This is a genomic window from Mycolicibacterium austroafricanum (assembly GCF_000612725.1).
GTDB lineage: Bacteria > Actinomycetota > Actinomycetes > Mycobacteriales > Mycobacteriaceae > Mycobacterium > Mycobacterium austroafricanum.
Map to the genome: position 1 here is coordinate 1228817 of NZ_HG964450.1, position 16235 is coordinate 1245051.

Sequence of the window (16235 nt, forward strand, 5' to 3'; positions counted from 1 at the left end):
CGAAGTACCGGTCGGGTCAGATCAGGGTGGTGGCGTTCGAAGCATCGACCGCCTGGTAGGCGCCGGCAGCTTCGATGATCGATGCGCCGGCGCGTGCGATCTCCTCTTGCGCCAGCGCGTTGATCCCCAGGGTCTGGATGCCCTCGGCCGCGAACGTCACCGCGGCGGCAGCCGACACTTCGTCGGCGCCCGCCGGAGCGAGCGCACTCACGGCGCTGGTCGCTGCCGTGCCGGTGGCCAGCCCCCGCGCCCCATTGGCCGTGACCTGACCGCCGACACCGATTGCACCGGGATTATGACTCAATGGTTGCATTTGCTAGTTCCTCGCTGTTCTAAACACATGGATGTATTTAGTTGTCAGGTATCGGCACCGATACCCAGCGGAGATGGGTATCAACCCCCCCGACAATAATGGCTTTTCTACCGCCTTTGCATTTGCTAGAGAAGCACGGAATCAATGTTAACCGCTCTCGGAGGGTGGTCAGAACACTTCTTCTTCCGGTGGATCCACATATGCCGCCTGAATCACTTCCTTCACATCCGGCGTGACGTAAAACGCCTGCCCAGGCGGCCTTTTCTTGACGATGATCTCGCGCGAAGGGAAGTCCTGCTTCTCCCCGGACAGGAACATCGTCGGGGTGCCCGCCCCGTACGCAGCGCCGACGAACTTGTCCATCACCGCCCGGCTTGCCTGACTCATCTGACAGGTCACGACGAGGTGCAGGCCGATGTCGGCGGCTGCGGGCAGCAGCGGCGCCAGCGGGGCCATCGGGGAGAGCATCCCGCCGGCCGCCGTGATCATGTGCCAGTCGTCGACGAGCAGCACCACATCGGGGCCAGTCCACCACGACCGCTGCCGCAACTGTGACGGGGTGAGATCGGACGGCGGCAGGCGTTTGGTCAGGTTGGCGACAAGCGCCTTGATCGACTCCTCCAGCGTCGCATGGTTTCGGTTGATCGCTCCGGCAGGCAGCAGATGCGACTCGGGGACGGCCTCGAGCAGGCCCGACCGGTAGTCGGCCACCATGAACCGCACCTGCTGTGGGCTGTTGCGGGCGCAGATGGCTCGCGCGATCGCATGCGCGATGGTCGTCTTGCCCGATTTGGCGGCACCGAAGATCAGGTGATGCGGGGTCGAGTGCATGTGGTTGTGCGCCACCGTCAGGTCCGACTCGCGCACGCCGACCGGGATCGTCCACCGGGTGCGGTAATCCGCCTCCGGCCCAGGCGGTGTGGGATCCAGTTCGTGGAGATGGATGCGGCTCGGCAGCACCCGCACGCGCGGCGCTTCCTCGGTATGACGTGCGGCGATCTCCTTGACGGCGGCCGCCATCGCCGGCACCAACCCCTCGGCGCTGTGCACCCCGTCCAGCCGGGGCACCCCGATCATCAGGTGGTGTTTCTCGGTGGACACCGCCCGGCCCGGGCGATTGACCGGGATCTCGCGGGTGATCCGGTCGATCTGGGTCTCGTTGACGTCGCCCAACCGGAACTCGATCTTGGTGCCGAGGTAATCGCGCACCCTGGACCTGAGCTCGGTCCACCGCGGCGTCGAGATCATCGTGTGGACACCGAATGCCAGCCCCTGGCCGGCGATGTCCTGCACGGTGGCCTCGAGGTCGGGGAACTCTGCGGTGAACGCCGGCCAGCCGTCGACGACCAGGAACACGTCCCCGAACGGGTCCGCCGACGCCGGGTGGTTCGGGTCCTCGCGCATCTGCCGGTAGTCGGCCATCGACCCGACCCGATACTCCTTGAACGTCTGCTCCCGTTGCCTCAGTACGGCTTTCACCTCGGCAACCACGCGGTTGACCCGGTCCGGTTCGGCGCGGGTGGCCACCCCGCCCACATGGGGGAGATCCTCGATGTACATCAACCCGCCGCCGCCCATGTCGACGCAGTAGAACTGGATCTGGCGCGGTGTGTGCGAGGCGGAGGCCGACAGGATGAACGTCTGCAGCAGGGTCGACTTCCCGGTCTGCGGTGCGCCACCGACGGCGATGTTGCCCGCCGCGGTGGCGACATCGACTCCCCACACCTCCTGGCGGTGTCTGCGCGGCTCGTCCATGATTCCGAGCCCGATGCGCAGCGGGCGGCGGTCGTAGTCGCGGGCGATCAGCTCGTTGACCGGGGTGGGATCGGCCAACGGCGGCAACCACATCCGGTAGGCGTGGTTCTCGCCGGTGGTCAGCTGCTCGAGAACGACCTCACGCAGGACCTTCTGTCCGGAGTCGATGCTCATCAGCCCAGCCTCGCATCCATGATCGGCGCCGTCGTGAAACGGTGGATACGGATGTTCCTGTCGGCGTGTGCTTTCGGCGCCTCGTCATCCCCCGCGTTGCCGACCGTGGGTACATAGGGGTTGCCGGTGTAGACACTCTGGAACTTGACCGGGTCCTCCATGCCGACGCGGAGGAAGCCGACACCGCTCTCCTTGTTGGTGATGTACTGCGCCTCCGGCGTGCCGATCACCGCCTTGGACTCGGCAGAGCTGGTGGTGCGCAGCGCGATCCGGTACGTGAGGTTGGGTTCGAGCTTGTCGATGCGGGTGCCACCGGTGTTCAACGACTGCGTGGCCAGCAGCAGGTGCACGCGCAGCGAACGGCCGACACGACAGATACGGTCGAACAGCTGGATGAAGTCCGGGTGGTTCTGCAGTAGTTCGGCGAACTCGTCGACCACCACGAACAGTGTTGGTAGCGGCGCGAGGTCGGCCCCACGCTCGCGGTGCTTCTCGTACTCGGCGACACCGGAGAGCGCGCCCGCGGCGCCGACCTGCATCCCTGCCTGACGCAGGATGGACTGCCTGCGGTCGAGTTCACCCGTGAGCACCTCACCCATGCGGCTGACCAGCTCGGCTTCCTCTTCCATGTTGGTGACCACCGCCGCGGTGTGCGGCAGCTTCTCCATGCCGAGGAACGTCGACCCGCCTTTGAAATCTGTCAGGAGCAGGTTGATCTGGTCGGGATGATGGGTGGCGGCCAGCGACAGGATGAGGGTGCGCAGGAACTCCGACTTGCCCGAACCGGTTGTGCCGATCAGCATGCCGTGCGGGCCCGCGCCGAACTCGGCACCCTCCTTGATGTCGAGGTACATGACGTCGCCGGTCTTGAGCTCGTGACCGAACGGGATCCGCAGCCGGTCCCGGTCGGTGTCGGTGAACATCCGCCAACGGGCCGGTGTCACCTCCTCGACCGATTGCGCGCCGACGATCTCGTGCCACTCGGTGGCGACCTTCTTCTGGACGCGGGTGCCCTTGTCGATGATCGTCCCCGTGATCGACCAGCCCGCGAGCTTGCGGGCCACCCGTTCGGCCTGCCGCGGGGTCATCCCGTCCACCTGGCTGGCGACCAGCCGGAACGATGCACCCGGCAGCTTGTCGTCGGCGGTGCCGTCGGCGTCCACCCGGATCCGGTAGGCCGAGCGGTGGTTGCCGAGCGTGATGACGGTGACCCCGGACCTTCCGTCCATCGGGAAACCCGCTCTGCCGCCGGTCAAGTCGATCACGACGACGTAAGGGCCACTCGGAGCCGCATCGGCGGTGTGCGGACCGCGGGCGGCCAGGTCGCTGAGCGCGTCCGGGCGGGTGAACACCATGCGGGTGGTGCCCGCGGCGTCGGTGTCCGTCTCGTGCTGCAGGTGCGGTAGCCACTTCAGCCAGGCCCAGGCCGGATCCTCGGGGTCGTCGGTGAGGACCCGCATCTGCAACATGTCCGGCGGGTGGAACACCGCGAGGTGGCAGATCATCGCCGCGAGGAGCGCCGCCGATCCCGCGCTGTCACCACCGACCGCGATCGTCGGAAACGTCTTGAGCTGCACCAGTTTCGGGCAGTCATGGATCAGGCCGTGCGTACGCAGGAACTTCGTCACCCACATATGGCTGACGGGTTCGAGATGGGGCTGCGGGGCACCCGCGGGCCCGGCGAGCTCCGAGCCGACCGCGGGCTTCAACAGGCGGTCGACGGCGGGCTCGGAGCCGAGCCCGATCCTGGTGGCGGCGTAGAAGTCATGGTTGGCCGGCCGCGACCACTGCCGGTGGGTGCCGATGATCGACAGCAGGTCGTCGGGATGCGGGCCGTGGTAGTTGAAGAACGTCACCTGCGCAGACGCCGAGGAGGTCACCCGGGTGCGCAGGCCCGCCAGGTAGCGCAGATATTCCTTGCGGTCGGCGTTGATCTCGGGCACCTTCTTGCCGCCGCTGCCGCCGCCGGCCATCATGCCGACCGCGCCCATGACCACCATCATCGGCATCATCAGCATGTACGGCGAGAAGTTGCGCATACCGCCGAAGATCAGGATGGCGATCATGCCGAGCATGCAGCCGCCCATCACCCACGGCAGCGCCTTCTGCATGCCCGACGGCGGGATGTCCACCCCGAGGTCCTCGGGAGGGGTCACGTTGATCTCGCCGGGGGTCAGACGCGGTCCCCGCTTGATGATCGGCGTGAACTTCCGTGTCGTCATCCGCCGCCTCCGTTGTTCGCCCCCACGGGTGCGGCCGCGTCGGCACCGACACTGCGCGGATTGGGATTCGGTGGCAGCGTGTCGTGTTCGACCAGCGCCGCCTGCTGCGAGAGCACCGGCCCGTCGACCAACAGACTGACCACCTGCCACGGCGCGGTGCGGGGGGACGACAGCCCCAGCTTGGCCGCGGTCTCCTCGTCAGGAAGCCCGTAGCGCACACCCTGGGGGTCGATGTAGTACAGGTTCTCGCCGTACCGCGGGTCCGGTGACTGCAGCCGGATGTACTGCCCGCCGTCGATGTACACGGTCGCGTCACCCGTGATCTGGTCGATGCCGGTGCTCAGGGCCGACGGCGGCAGCGGCAGGCGGCGCCCGGCGATGACGGTCATCTTCGGCGCCTGGTCGCCTGCCACCCGTTGCCACGCCCAGCACAGCGTCGGAAGCTCCTGACGCGACAGCACGTCCATCGGGACGTCGGGAAGCGGTGAGTCGTACACCTGTTCCGGAATCCGGGCTACCGCACTGGATTCCAACGACGGGGGCTCGATGAGGCCGAACGAATTGGTGGCACGGAGCGCGGCGGCGGTGGTGGTGTTGACCTTCGCGACACCGTTGGGCAACACCACATAGTTCTGTTCGCCGGCCTGCTCGCCCGCGTCGGTGACGGTGACGAACACCGACCCGACCACCAACTCCGGCGGCAGACCGACCGAGTTCGGCGATCCGCCGGCCGGAATGTCGGGCAGCCGCCACGGCCCCGCGTTGGGTAGTGCGTTGAAGAGGCCTTCCGATATCGGGGCTGAGCGGGCGGTGACCGGGATCCCCACCGCCGAGGTCACCGCCCGGTCGGCCAGATCGATGAGGTGCCGGCCCGCCTCGGTGACGAGCCAGTTCTGGTCCTTGAACGAGACCAGCATCCCCTGCTCCGGTCGCATCGCGCCGACGGAGGCGTCCAGTGCCAGCGGCGTGATCAGGACCGACGACTCCACTGCCGGTGCGACACTGTCCGGCTTGATGACGGTGTCGCACAGCGTCCACTGCGACTCGGCGGACGACGCCACCGGCGTGGCGTAGGGGGCCCCCGGGATGCCGACGGGCTGTCCCTTCGGCATCTTGTCCAGTTCCTGGGACTTGACCGCAACCGGCGTCTTGCCGTCACCGAGGATGAGCCGCGCCGAGGTCAGGTTGTAGACGGGTCGCAGCTGGCCACTGTCGGGCAGCACGATGAACAGCTGGTTGGTGGTGCGGTCCACCAGAAGCGTGTCGCCGCCGCGCTTTCCGAGCGGTTTGAAGTAGGCCAGCAGCACGGCGCCGAGACAGATCAACACCGCGATGACGATGCCCGTGGTGACGGCGCGGCTGTAGAACTGCAGCGGGTCGTCGAACATCCGGGTATCACGCCGCACGATCGCGTGCTCGACCCGGCGCAGCAGGAATCGCCAACCGCTGACCTGCACCTTCGTGGTGAGCCGAAATCCCGCCATGACCTACCCGCTGATGTCCATTCGCCCGTGCACCGACGTGATCGCCGCTGCCATGTCGTCTCCGTTGATCTCGCTGAGCTGTTCGACGTCGAGGGTGTCGAAGTCCGGTGATCGGGCCAGACGCATGTCCCTGGTCTGCTCGCCGGCCTCCACCAGCTGTCGCGCATATCGACCGTTGCCCGCGACGTCAAGTGCCGGTTTCCCGTTCGACGTGCTCTGACTCAGCAGCGTCGCCGCCTCGAGCACCCGCTTGGCGGCCTCATCGGTCAGGCTCGAATCATTGTGTGCTGCAATGACTCTGGCGATATCGACGATCTCCTCCGGCGAGTAGGAATCGAACTCGATCCGGGTCGAGAACCGGGACCGCAGACCGTCGTTGGTCTCCAGCAGCCGGTCGATGTCATTGCTGTATCCGGCGATGATCACCACAAGCCGATCGCGGTCGTTCTCCATGCGGGCCAGCAGGGTGTCCAGCGCCTCGGTGCCGAAGGGGTCGGCACGCCCGTCGCGCTCCTGGACCAGCGTGTAGGCCTCGTCGATGAACAGCACGCCACCCATCGCCCGGTCGATGGTGCGTGCGGTCTTGACCGCGGACTGGCCTTCGTATTCGGCGACGAAATCCTTGCGTGAGGTTTCGACGAGCTTCGGTTCGGCGATCACACCGAGCCCGGCCAGGATGTTGGCCACGACGCGCGCGATCGTCGTCTTACCGGTGCCGGGCGGCCCGGTGAAGATCATGTGCTTGGACGCCTGGGCGACCTTCATTCCGCGGGCGGCACGGACTTTCGCCATCTGAGTGGCCGCACGGTAGCGCTCGATCTGATCCTTGACCCGGGTCAGCCCGATCTGGCGGTCGAGTTCGGCCTGTGCGTCGGCCAGCAGCATCTCCCTGCCGGTGTTGTCGGCCTCCACGGTGGTCGGGTCCCACGGGTCGCGCCGCGAGGCGATCTTCTCCGCCGTCGTCGTCTGCAACCGGTAGGACGGATCCTTGAGCGCGGCAGCGACCTCCGGGGACGGGTGGGAGGCCTGCAGCCACTCCAGCAGCCGCACCGCGGCCTCCTCGTTGCCGAGCGCACGGTAGGCCATCGCCGAGTACCACGCGATGGTCCGGTTGCACGCCTGCCCGGCCGGGGCCGAATTCGCCTCCACCAGGCGGCGTTCGGCCTCGGTGAAGAGCCCCAGGTTCGCGGCCGCCACCCCGTGTGCCACCAGCGCGGCGCCCGCCAGCAACTTGTCCGGCCACCCGGCACCGGCGGTGCGCACTTCCTCGATCACGTCGGTCCAGCGTTGCGCCGCACCGTAGACGACCGCCTTCACCCAGGACACCAGATGCTCACCGCCGGCGGCCTGCGCCTCGTCGAGCGCCTCCATCGCATCGGCATAGTTGCCGAGGGCAGCCTCACTGACGGCGAATCCCAATGTGATCGCCAACGGCGAGTTCACCGGGTAGGTGATGTCGCCGTACATCCCGCCGATCGGAACCCGGGCGCCCAGGCTGTTCATCGAGATCTCGGCGGTGCCCGCCAGTTGGCCGAAGTTGTTGCGCGAGTACCACGCCCGGAACATCGTCACGCGGTCGGTGTCGCCGCACCGGATCCGGCCCACCCAGGCGTCACAGGCGGACTCGTCGAGGGTGGTGATCTCGGTGAACAGTTCCAGCGACCGTGCCTGCGAGGTGGGCAGCAGGCCTACCGCGGTGCCGAAGACGCTTGCCAGGTGGTCGGTCATTCGTCACCTGCGTAGCGGGTCGTGAACAGCTCGGCGCGGGCCGCCCGAGCTTGTTCCGGGGTGGGCAGATCCAGGTCGCGGTTGAGAAAGTCCCTGGTGGTCACGTTGTCGTGGCCGTGTTCTCGCATCCCCTCCAACATGAACGTGTACTGGGCGGATCTGGCGTCCTGGGTGGCCAGGCCCGCGATGACCACGATCTCGTCGGCGAGCACCGCTTCGGGCAGCGCGGCCGCGCTCGGTGCCAACTCGATCTGGTGCACCCGGCCGTCCATGTAGGTCGTCACGGTCACGGTGCCGGGCGGGTTCGTCACGGTGAACATCGGCATCTCGCCGTCATCGTCACTCGCCGAGCCGAAGTCGCCGAAGATGACGCCGAGGTCGGCCTCGTCCTCGTCGCCGGCGATGCTGAAGTCCAGCGCCGCGAGGTCGTCGTGGTCCCCACCATCGTGAAATCCGGACGCGTCGAAACCGGACGCCTCGAAACCGGGCGGAGGGTTGGCCACCGTGAAATTCGCCTTTCTCAGTCCGAGTACGAGTTGTCGAGGGCGTCCGCGTGGTCGAACCATGCCCTGGACGGGAGGAACTCCACCAGTCCGTCGAGTGCACGCTGCAGGTTCTCCTGGGTGCCCGGTAGGAAGCTGCCGTACAGCTCGCCACCGACCTGCCTGGGAATGGACACGATCCTGCCGTGGGCCGAGTCGAGGACGCCGGCGCCCACCCCCGCCTGGGAGTAGGTCCCACCCGGGTGCCGTTCGGCGGCGGTGATCTCCACCCAGCTGTCCGGGTTGGCCGTCGCTTCGGCGTAGATCTTCGCCGACAACGGCGGCTGACCGTACGCGCCGATCTGCTCTGCGGTGCGGGCCTCCGCCAGCTTGGTTGCGATGCCGGTCAGCGGCTCGACGTCCGCCGCTGGGGCACCGCCGATCACCACGCCCACCATCGCTGCCAGACCGATCTGCGGTGCCACCCGCTGCAGCACGAGCATGTCTTCGTCACGGGCGGCGACGACATGCCGATCGCCCTTGCGGCAGACGACGAAGCGGACCATCTTGCCGCCGAGGTCCCTGCGCCACCACCTGCAGTCGAGGGTTCGGTCCGGGCGGCTCAGCGCGTCGACCATTGCCGCCACTTCCGGATGCGGGTCGCCGTAGGCGGTCAGAATGCCCTGAGCGGTCAGGTCCCGGGTCACCTGATCCCACACGATCTTGCGCTGATCCTCGTACGGGATGTTCGGCCGGATCCCCAGCGACAGCGGAAAGTCGACCAGGTGCAGCAGGTCGGCGATGACCAGCATGCCGTCGATCGTGACCTCGACACCCACCACGTCGTCATAGTGGGTGGGCTCGCCATCACCCAGGAACGGGCTCGCCATCACCACGACAGACCGGGCGCACGGACACCGGACCCGCGCTCTGTCCAGGCGATGGCAAATTTGCCGACCGCCATTTGACCGCCCAACTCAGCCATGGTCGAGCCCCCTTCCCTTCGGGAGCGTACCAGCGCTGCGGACCCCTTCAAGACACTTTTTCGCGGGCACACCGACCCGCCGAAGGGCCACCACGTGACGACCGCAGCAATCACTCCTACTGCTTTGAACAGCTTTGGAATGGAACTCGCTAACTGTGGATCACTTTGGACCGGCGATCAGCGACGACCGTCGCGTGGTCACGGTGCCGCCGCCGGAGGAAGGTGAGCGGTGCATTCCAACACCGCACGTCGACAGCCCAGGGAAGTTTGCTGACCTTTCGCCACGACTAGCCTTGGGGCCGACGCACCGAAGAGGAGACATGTGGTGAACGACCGCGATGACCCCGCGACCGATCAGGCCGCGGTGACACCGGAGCCTCCGCGGCCCCGCGAGATGTTCCGCCAGCCGACCCGTCCGCTCCCCCCGCAGCCTCGACGTCCCGACGGGTGGGAGCAACAACAGCCGCCGCCGGGCTGGGCCCCGCAGGCACCACCGTCGGCGCCGCCCTATCCGCCGCGGCCACAGGCCGACGCGCCGTGGACGGCACCGCAACCGACCTCGTATGCCGAGTGGATCCGTCCGGCCGATCTGGTCCCCCACCGCAAGGTCGTTCCGGGCAGTGGCTGGCGGTTGGCCCTCTACAAGGCGAGCTTCGGGCTGATCAACCTGGGCCCGTCACCCGAGGACAAGCGTGTGGCGGAGCTGGAGGCCACGATCCGCACGCCGCTGCGCGGACGTTTCAAGATCGGCGTGATGGGCAAGGGCGGCGTGGGCAAGACCACCGTCTCGGCGTCGATCGGATCGGTGCTGGCCGAAATCCGCCAGGACGATCGAGTCGTCGCCGTCGACGCGGACACCGCGTTCGGCAAGCTGGGCAGCCGCGTGGACCCACGCGCGCAGGGGTCGTTCTGGGAACTCGCGGCCGACCGCCATCTGGAGGCGTTCGCCGATATCCGTAATCATCTGGGCTGCAACGCCGCCGGACTGTTCGTGCTCGCCGGCGAGGCGACACCGGCACGGCGCCGGGTGCTGGACCCGGCGATCTACCGCGAGGCGACCACCCGGCTGGACCGCCATTTCACGATCTCGGTGATCGATTGCAGCTCCACGATGGATTCTCCGGTCACCCAGGAGGTGCTGCGCGATCTGGACGCGCTCGTGGTGGTCTCCTCGCCGTGGGTGGACGGCGCCGCCGCGGCAGGCCAGACCCTGGACTGGCTCGCCGCCCGCGGCCTGACCGATCTGCTGCAACGCACCGTCGTGGTCCTCAACGACTCCGACGGACACGCCGACAAGCGCACCAGAGGTATTCTCGCGCAACAGTTCTCAGGTCACGGTCAGCTCGTCATCGAGGTGCCGTTCGACGGACATCTGCGGCCCGGCGGCGTGATCGACGGTACGGGCGAGATGTCGCCTTCGGCGCGCCGCAAGTTCATCGAGGTCGTCGCCGCGCTGGCCGCGTTCTTTCCGGCATCGGTCACCCGATCTGGCTGATCAACGTCTCGATCGCGGCGATGTCGGCGGGCGAGAGCGGTTCGTCCGCCTCGGCCTGTTGCACTGCGTCCTCGGAAACGCCTGCCGCCTGCGCGGTTTCGAGGACCGTGAGGTTGGCGCCGCGGCGCGCCGCGTACAGCCGTTGGCCTAGGGTGGCGTGCGGTGCGCGGGCGGCGCGCACCATGAGGTCGTCGTAGAGGCCGCGGACCGCGCTCAGCGCCTTGATGAGTGCGGGGGTCACCCGGCCGATACGCGCCGCCCTCGACGCGACGGCGTCGAGCTGGCGCAGGTCGGCCAGGATCGCCGTGACCCGGGGAACGAACGCCGCGTCATCGACGGGTGGGAGCGCGGCCACCGTGGAGCCGAACGCACTGACGGCAGTGGTCACGGCCTGGGCGATCAGCGACACCTCGTCATTGCTCGCGGGGGCCCTGGACTCGGGCGGCGGCGGGGCGGCTCGTAAGGGTTCGCCGCGACGCAGCCGGGCTATGGTGCCCGGCGGCCACTGCAGGATCTCTTCGAGCCGCGCCCTGGTGCGCTCCCTCGGCCAGCTTCGCCCCTTCTCGAATGCGATCAATGCGCCGGCGTTGATGATTCCCTCGGCGGCGAGACTCCGCTGGCTGATGTCGAGTTCGCGGCGCCGGGCCGCGGCCGCGGCACCCGCCCTGACCATGCCGGGATCCGGTGCACCGGTCGACTGGTCGACCGGTTCGGCGTTCGTCATCTCCCGGGTCCTCAACCTGTGTCGTCACGGCGCACTCATCGTACCGAGCAATGTAGCAACTGCCGCGGGCGCTGGAGCGCCCCGCTGCACGTCAAAACTACATCACCATTGCGGTCTATACCGTAACAACGCGACAGGAAAAATCTGACATCTCCCGCCTCCGGCACGCCACCCCTTGTTGTGCGTCGTTGCTGGTAATGAGCCAGTTCGAGGAGATACAGACGGATCTCCGCAACGTCCCGCCCGCCAGACTGCAGCATTAACCGTTGCATCGCTATGGTTTGTCGGTTACGTTGTGCTCCATCGCGGCGTCCGTGCCGCCAGCCGCACAGAGGAGCAGACCGATGAACGCAATTCCGTGGGACGAAACGCCGATCGGCGAGTGCACGAGGGATCCCGAGCGGTGGACCACCACGGCCGACGACGAAGCCAAAGCCATCTGCCGGTCGTGCCCACGGCGTTGGTTGTGCGCGCGCGAGGCCTGCGAGTCACCCCGCGTCGAAGGTCTCTGGGCAGGGATCTACGTCCCCGAGGCCGGCCGTGGCCGCACGTTCGCGCTCCGCCAGCTCAAGTCCCTGGCCGAACAGCACGGTTACACCGTCCGCGAGCGCCGGGTCTACTACGCCGAAAGCGCGTGACACCAACCGTCCGCCGCCGCTCGCGGAGGGTCGGCGGCGGACGGGCCCCGGAATAGTTCCGGATGCGGTCCGGTTGATATGACTTGAGCTAGTCCTTCACAAACGCCTCCGGGGGTGTCAGGAAGGGATTGTCAAAGATTCCTATGAGGACCTGAGCGTGGGTGCGCTCTTGGTCCTCCTGGCACGCCCCGGAGGTGTTGTTGTGTCTGTGCAGAGTGCTCCAGTCACGTCGTCCACGATCGTCGTTGCCGTCGATGTCGGCAAGACTTCGGCGACGGTGTCGGTCACCGACGGCGCTCGTCGGCGGTTGATGGGCCCGGTTGAGTTCGCGATGACCCGGTCGGGTCTGAGGGCTGCGACGCAGCGCGTGTTAGCCGTGGCGCCCTCGTGTCCGCAGATCAGGGTGGGTGTGGAAGCGGCTGGCCACTACCACCGGCCCGTGGTGGATTACCGGTGGCCGCCGGGCTGGGAGGTGCTCGAGCTCAATCCCGCTCATGTCGCCGAGCAGCGCCGAGTGATGGGCCGGCGGCGGGTCAAGACCGACGGAATCGACTTGGAGGCGATCACCGAGTTGATGTTGGCCGGTCGTGGCCGGGTGGTCGGTGAGCGGGAGGTGCTCATCGGCGAAGTAGCGGCGTGGGCCCAGCATCGGTCGCGGCGAGTCGCTACCCGGACGGCGACCAAGAACCAGCTGCTCGCACAACTCGATCGGGCGTTTCCCGGACTGACGCTGGCGTTGCCGGATGTGTTGGGCACCAAAATCGGCCGCCTGGTCGCCGCCGAGTTCGCCGATCCGGCGCGGTTGGCGACGCTGGGAACGACCCGGTTGATCCGATTCGCCGCCGCCCGTGACGTCCAATTACGCCGCCCGCTCGCCGAGCGTCTGGTGACCGCGGCCAAGGACGCGTTACCGACTCGCGACGCAGTGGTGGCTCGACAGGTGCTGGCTTCTGACATGGCTTTGTTGGCTGACTTGAGTTCCCGGATCGCCGATGCAGAGACTGAATTGGCACGGCTGTTGCCACTGAGCCCGTTCAGTACCCTGACCTCGGTGCCCGGCTGGGGCGTCGTCCGTGTCTCGAATTATGCTGCTGCCCTTGGTGATCCAACACGGTGGCCGGGACCCCGGCAGATCTATCGCGCGTCGGGGCTATCTCCGATGCAGTACGAGTCGGCCGGTAAGCGCCGAGACGGATCGATCAGCCGCGAGGGCAGTGTGGCGCTGCGTCGAGCGTTGATAGATCTCGGTATCGGATTGTGGCTCACCGAGCCATCGGCCAAGTCCTACGCCCACGGACTCAAGGACCGCGGCAAGCGCGGTGGCGTCATCGCCTGCGCGCTGGCGCATCGCGCTAATCGCGTCGCCCATGCCCTGGTCCGCGACCACGCCGTCTACGACCCCGCCCGCTGGACCTGAAGAACCAGACCCCAGCCCAGGAAGGAGCCGTTACCTAACACCCCCTTCACAACCCTCGTCGGCAGTGCCACGCTGAAGGAGCGGGACGAAGGGCCGGATCCGATGCCGCTCCGGTTATGGCGGACCCACCGGGTTACGCCGCATCTAACTTGGCACCCGGCCCTTCGCCTCCACGGCAGCCCGAACGACGCCAGATGACCCACACCTCGAGGTCGCATAAGTCAACGTGGGCGCCCGGCACCCGCCCCCCAAACCCAAAGCCTCACCGCCGACACCAGAGCATCACCACCACACCCGAAAACCCCGGATGTCGACCCATCACGCCCAAACCGGTTCTTGACACGACCTACAGCCAGTTAGATGATGCGACGGTGCCGGGTATGCCCCGGGCCCCATCCAGAACAGTCGCTGCGAGCGACCACTCGCCGAGAGGCGCAGGCGGCACCGTCCCCAAGCGTTACCAGGTATCGACGAACCTGCCGAACCGGCTCCGTCCTGGAGCCGGTTTTCTCGTGTCCGTATCGGCCGCCGCGAACGTCGCCGCGATCACCGCGCGGGTCTCCGCCGGGTCGATCACGTCGTCGATCTCGAACAGCATCGCCGCGTTCAGCGCCTTGGCGTTCTCCTGCGCCGCCGCGGTCGCCAGCCGGACGCGTTCCTCGCGCTCCTGCTCGTCTTCGATGGCGTCGAGTTCCTTTCGCATCCCCAGCCGGACTGCGCCCTCCAGTCCCATCGGCCCCAGGTGCGCCCCCGGCCAGGCCACCGTCAGCACCGGTTCGTGCAGGCTGCCGCCGGCCATCGCCTGGGCGCCAAGCCCGTAGCCGCGCCGCAGGATCACCGCGGCCATCGGGACGCAAAGTGCGGCGCCCGCCACCAACATTCGCGATGCCCGGCGCACCAGCGATTCCGCCTCGGCGGCCGGGCCCACCATGTAACCGGGGCAGTCGATCAGCGACACGACCGGAAACCCGAACGCATCACACAGCTGCAGGAACCGTGCGGCCTTGTCGGAAGCGGCGGCGGTGATGGCGCCCGCGGTGAAGCGGGTGTCGTTGGCGATCACCCCGACCGGCCTGCCCTCGACGCGCGCCAGCGCGGTCACCATCTCGCGGGCGAACCGCGGCCGCAGGAAGGTCACCGAGTCCTCGTCGGCAATGGTCTCGATGACGGGGGCGACGTCGTAGGCGCGGCGCGCGCGGTCGGGCACCGCGGTGCGCAGCACGGTCTGGTCCGGCGCGCTCCACGAGTCGGTCGGGCCCTGGAAGTAGCCGAGCAGCGTCTTGGTCACCGCGACCGCCTCGGCCTCGTCGTCGACCACGACGTCGACGTTGCCGTTGGGCTCCTGCGTCGTCATCGGCCCGACTTCGTCTGGGGGCACGTCGCCCAGGCCGCCGCCGGCGATCATCGCGGGCCCGCCCATCCCCAGCGACGCGTCGCGGGTGGCCACGATCAGATCGGAAGCGCCTGCGATGACGGCATTTCCGGCAAAACAGCGGCCCTTGACGATCGCGATGCGCGGCACGACGCCGGACAGTCTCGCCCACAGCGCGAAGGCCCGGGTGTCGAGCGCGGACACGACTGGATAGTCGGTGTCACCGGGCCGGCCGCCGCCACCCTCGGCGAAGAACACCGTCGGCAGCTGCATCCGTTCGATGAGCTCGAAGAGCCGGTCCTTCTTACGGTGACCGAGCGCGCCCTGCGTGCCGGCGAGCACCGTGTAGTCGTACGACAACACCGCGCAGGGATGGCCGTCGACGCGCGCGGTGCCGGCGACCAGGCCGTCGGCGGGGGTGCGCGTGATCAGGTCCTCGACGTCGCGGCGCATCCGCTGCGGCGCGATGGCGAACCGTCCGTATTCCACGAAGGAACCCGTGTCGACCAGGTCGGCGACGTTCTCCCGGGCGGTGCGGCCCCCGGCCGCGTGCCTGCGCTCGACGGCGTCCGGGCGGGCGGCGTCCTCGGTCAGCGCACGACGGCGCCACAGCTCGGCCAGGTCGTCCCGGATCGGGTCAGGCATCGAGTTTCGCGATGGCCGTGGCGATCTCGCCGAGCAGCGCGTCGACCTGAGCCTCGTCGAAGCCGCGCTTGCCGAACGGCGGTTTGTTGAAGCGCACGTTGCGGACGTCCTCGGCGCTCAGGTGACCGCGGCCGTCGAGGCGGCGCGCGCACAACGCGACGAAGTCGCCGACCGCCTTCTCGTTGTATCCGCGCTTGCCCCACGGCGGCTTCTCGAAGACGAAGTTGCGCAGATACTCGGCCGTCACGGCGCCGTCGCTCATGGCGCCAGACTAGTGCCCGGGTTATCCACAGGGCGGGCGGTCGGCGCCTGTGGACTGTCGGGGCACGGGCATAACGTGCGGGCATGACGAACTGGATCAACACGGTCAGCCGCGACCATGTCGAGCGCGGCGTTCGCGGCCGTTTCACACAGGCCAACCACGGCAAGCCGCACATGCTGCGCAAGATGTCCCGGGGCGACTGGATCGTGTTCTACTCCCCGAAGACCGCTTATCCCGACGGGGAACCGTTGCAGGCGTTCACCGCGATCGGGCAGGTCGCCGACGACGAGCCCTACCAGGTGGAGGTGGCGCCCGACTTTCAGCCGTGGCGACGCAACGTCGACTTTCTCGACTGCGCCGAGACCCCGATCCGGCCGCTGCTCGACGATCTCGAGTTCATCGAGGACAAGGCGCGGTGGGGCTACAAGTTCCGCTTCGGCGTGTTCCGGATCGACGATCACGACCTCGAGGTGATCCGCTCCGCGATGGTCACGCCGACGGCACACATAGCCGGCACATAGCGGGCGATAAGCCCGCAC

14 protein-coding genes are annotated in these 16235 nt (G+C 67.8%); 4 read left to right on the forward strand and 10 right to left on the reverse strand.

The genetic code is table 11. The features are described from left to right. Positions 1-16: 16 nt before the first annotated feature. The 7 genes from BN976_RS05875 to BN976_RS05905 form a co-directional block, all read right to left on the reverse strand. A complete protein-coding gene (locus BN976_RS05875; RefSeq protein ID WP_011777401.1) occupies positions 17-313 on the reverse strand; it encodes a PE family protein in 297 nt (98 codons plus the stop codon). A 168-nt stretch (positions 314-481) separates the two neighbouring features. Beyond that, entirely contained in the window at positions 482-2242 is a 1761-nt protein-coding gene (eccCb, locus tag BN976_RS05880; RefSeq protein WP_011777400.1) for a type VII secretion protein EccCb, read from the reverse strand. Continuing rightward, positions 2242-4464: a type VII secretion protein EccCa gene (gene eccCa, locus BN976_RS05885; protein ID WP_036368694.1), complete on the reverse strand. Its 2223-nt coding sequence runs from the start codon at positions 4462-4464 to the stop codon at positions 2242-2244. Before eccCa ends, eccCb begins: the two co-directional genes overlap by 1 nt. Further along, complete coding sequence (gene eccB / locus BN976_RS05890; protein ID WP_036368696.1) at positions 4461-5948, reverse strand: type VII secretion protein EccB; 1488 nt, start codon at positions 5946-5948, stop codon at positions 4461-4463. Before eccB ends, eccCa begins: the two co-directional genes overlap by 4 nt. A 3-nt stretch (positions 5949-5951) precedes the next feature. After that, positions 5952-7676, reverse strand: coding sequence for a type VII secretion AAA-ATPase EccA (gene eccA / locus BN976_RS05895; protein ID WP_036368699.1), 1725 nt, complete (start codon positions 7674-7676; stop codon positions 5952-5954). Then, positions 7673-8179 (reverse strand): hypothetical protein, encoded by a 507-nt coding sequence (locus BN976_RS05900; protein ID WP_011777396.1) that lies wholly within the window; start codon positions 8177-8179, stop codon positions 7673-7675. The genes eccA and BN976_RS05900 overlap by 4 nt, the downstream gene beginning before the upstream one ends. A gap of 17 nt (positions 8180-8196) precedes the next feature. Further along, positions 8197-9048, reverse strand: coding sequence for an ESX secretion-associated protein EspG (locus BN976_RS05905; RefSeq protein ID WP_011777395.1), 852 nt, complete (start codon positions 9046-9048; stop codon positions 8197-8199). A gap of 420 nt (positions 9049-9468) precedes the next feature. On the opposite strand from BN976_RS05905, the gene BN976_RS05910 reads away from it, so the two are divergent. Then, positions 9469-10638, forward strand: a complete 1170-nt coding sequence (locus tag BN976_RS05910; protein WP_370500282.1) for a MinD/ParA family ATP-binding protein — start codon at positions 9469-9471, stop codon at positions 10636-10638. Here BN976_RS05910 and BN976_RS05915 read toward each other — a convergent pair. After that, positions 10622-11362: a hypothetical protein gene (locus BN976_RS05915; RefSeq protein ID WP_011777393.1), complete on the reverse strand. Its 741-nt coding sequence runs from the start codon at positions 11360-11362 to the stop codon at positions 10622-10624. The genes BN976_RS05910 and BN976_RS05915 overlap by 17 nt on opposite strands. A 344-nt stretch (positions 11363-11706) precedes the next feature. On the opposite strand from BN976_RS05915, the gene BN976_RS05920 reads away from it, so the two are divergent. Together BN976_RS05920 and BN976_RS05925 are read left to right on the forward strand one after the other, a co-directional pair. Beyond that, on the forward strand, positions 11707-12000 hold the full coding sequence (locus BN976_RS05920; RefSeq protein ID WP_011777392.1) for a WhiB family transcriptional regulator: 294 nt from the start codon (positions 11707-11709) through the stop codon (positions 11998-12000). A gap of 202 nt (positions 12001-12202) precedes the next feature. After that, a complete protein-coding gene (locus tag BN976_RS05925) occupies positions 12203-13417 on the forward strand; it encodes an IS110 family RNA-guided transposase (protein WP_036368701.1) in 1215 nt (404 codons plus the stop codon). A gap of 457 nt (positions 13418-13874) precedes the next feature. Here BN976_RS05925 and BN976_RS05930 read toward each other — a convergent pair whose 3' ends face one another. After that, positions 13875-15434, reverse strand: coding sequence for an acyl-CoA carboxylase subunit beta (locus BN976_RS05930; RefSeq protein ID WP_109489544.1), 1560 nt, complete (start codon positions 15432-15434; stop codon positions 13875-13877). Beyond that, positions 15427-15696 carry a DivIVA domain-containing protein gene (locus BN976_RS05935; RefSeq protein WP_011777390.1) on the reverse strand — a complete coding sequence of 90 codons (270 nt, stop codon included), beginning with the start codon at positions 15694-15696 and terminating at the stop codon, positions 15427-15429. Before BN976_RS05935 ends, BN976_RS05930 begins: the two co-directional genes overlap by 8 nt. Before the next feature lie 83 nt (positions 15697-15779). Between BN976_RS05935 and BN976_RS05940 the strand changes: the two genes are divergently transcribed. Next, a complete protein-coding gene (locus BN976_RS05940; protein ID WP_011777389.1) occupies positions 15780-16217 on the forward strand; it encodes an EVE domain-containing protein in 438 nt (145 codons plus the stop codon). Positions 16218-16235 lie beyond the last annotated feature (18 nt).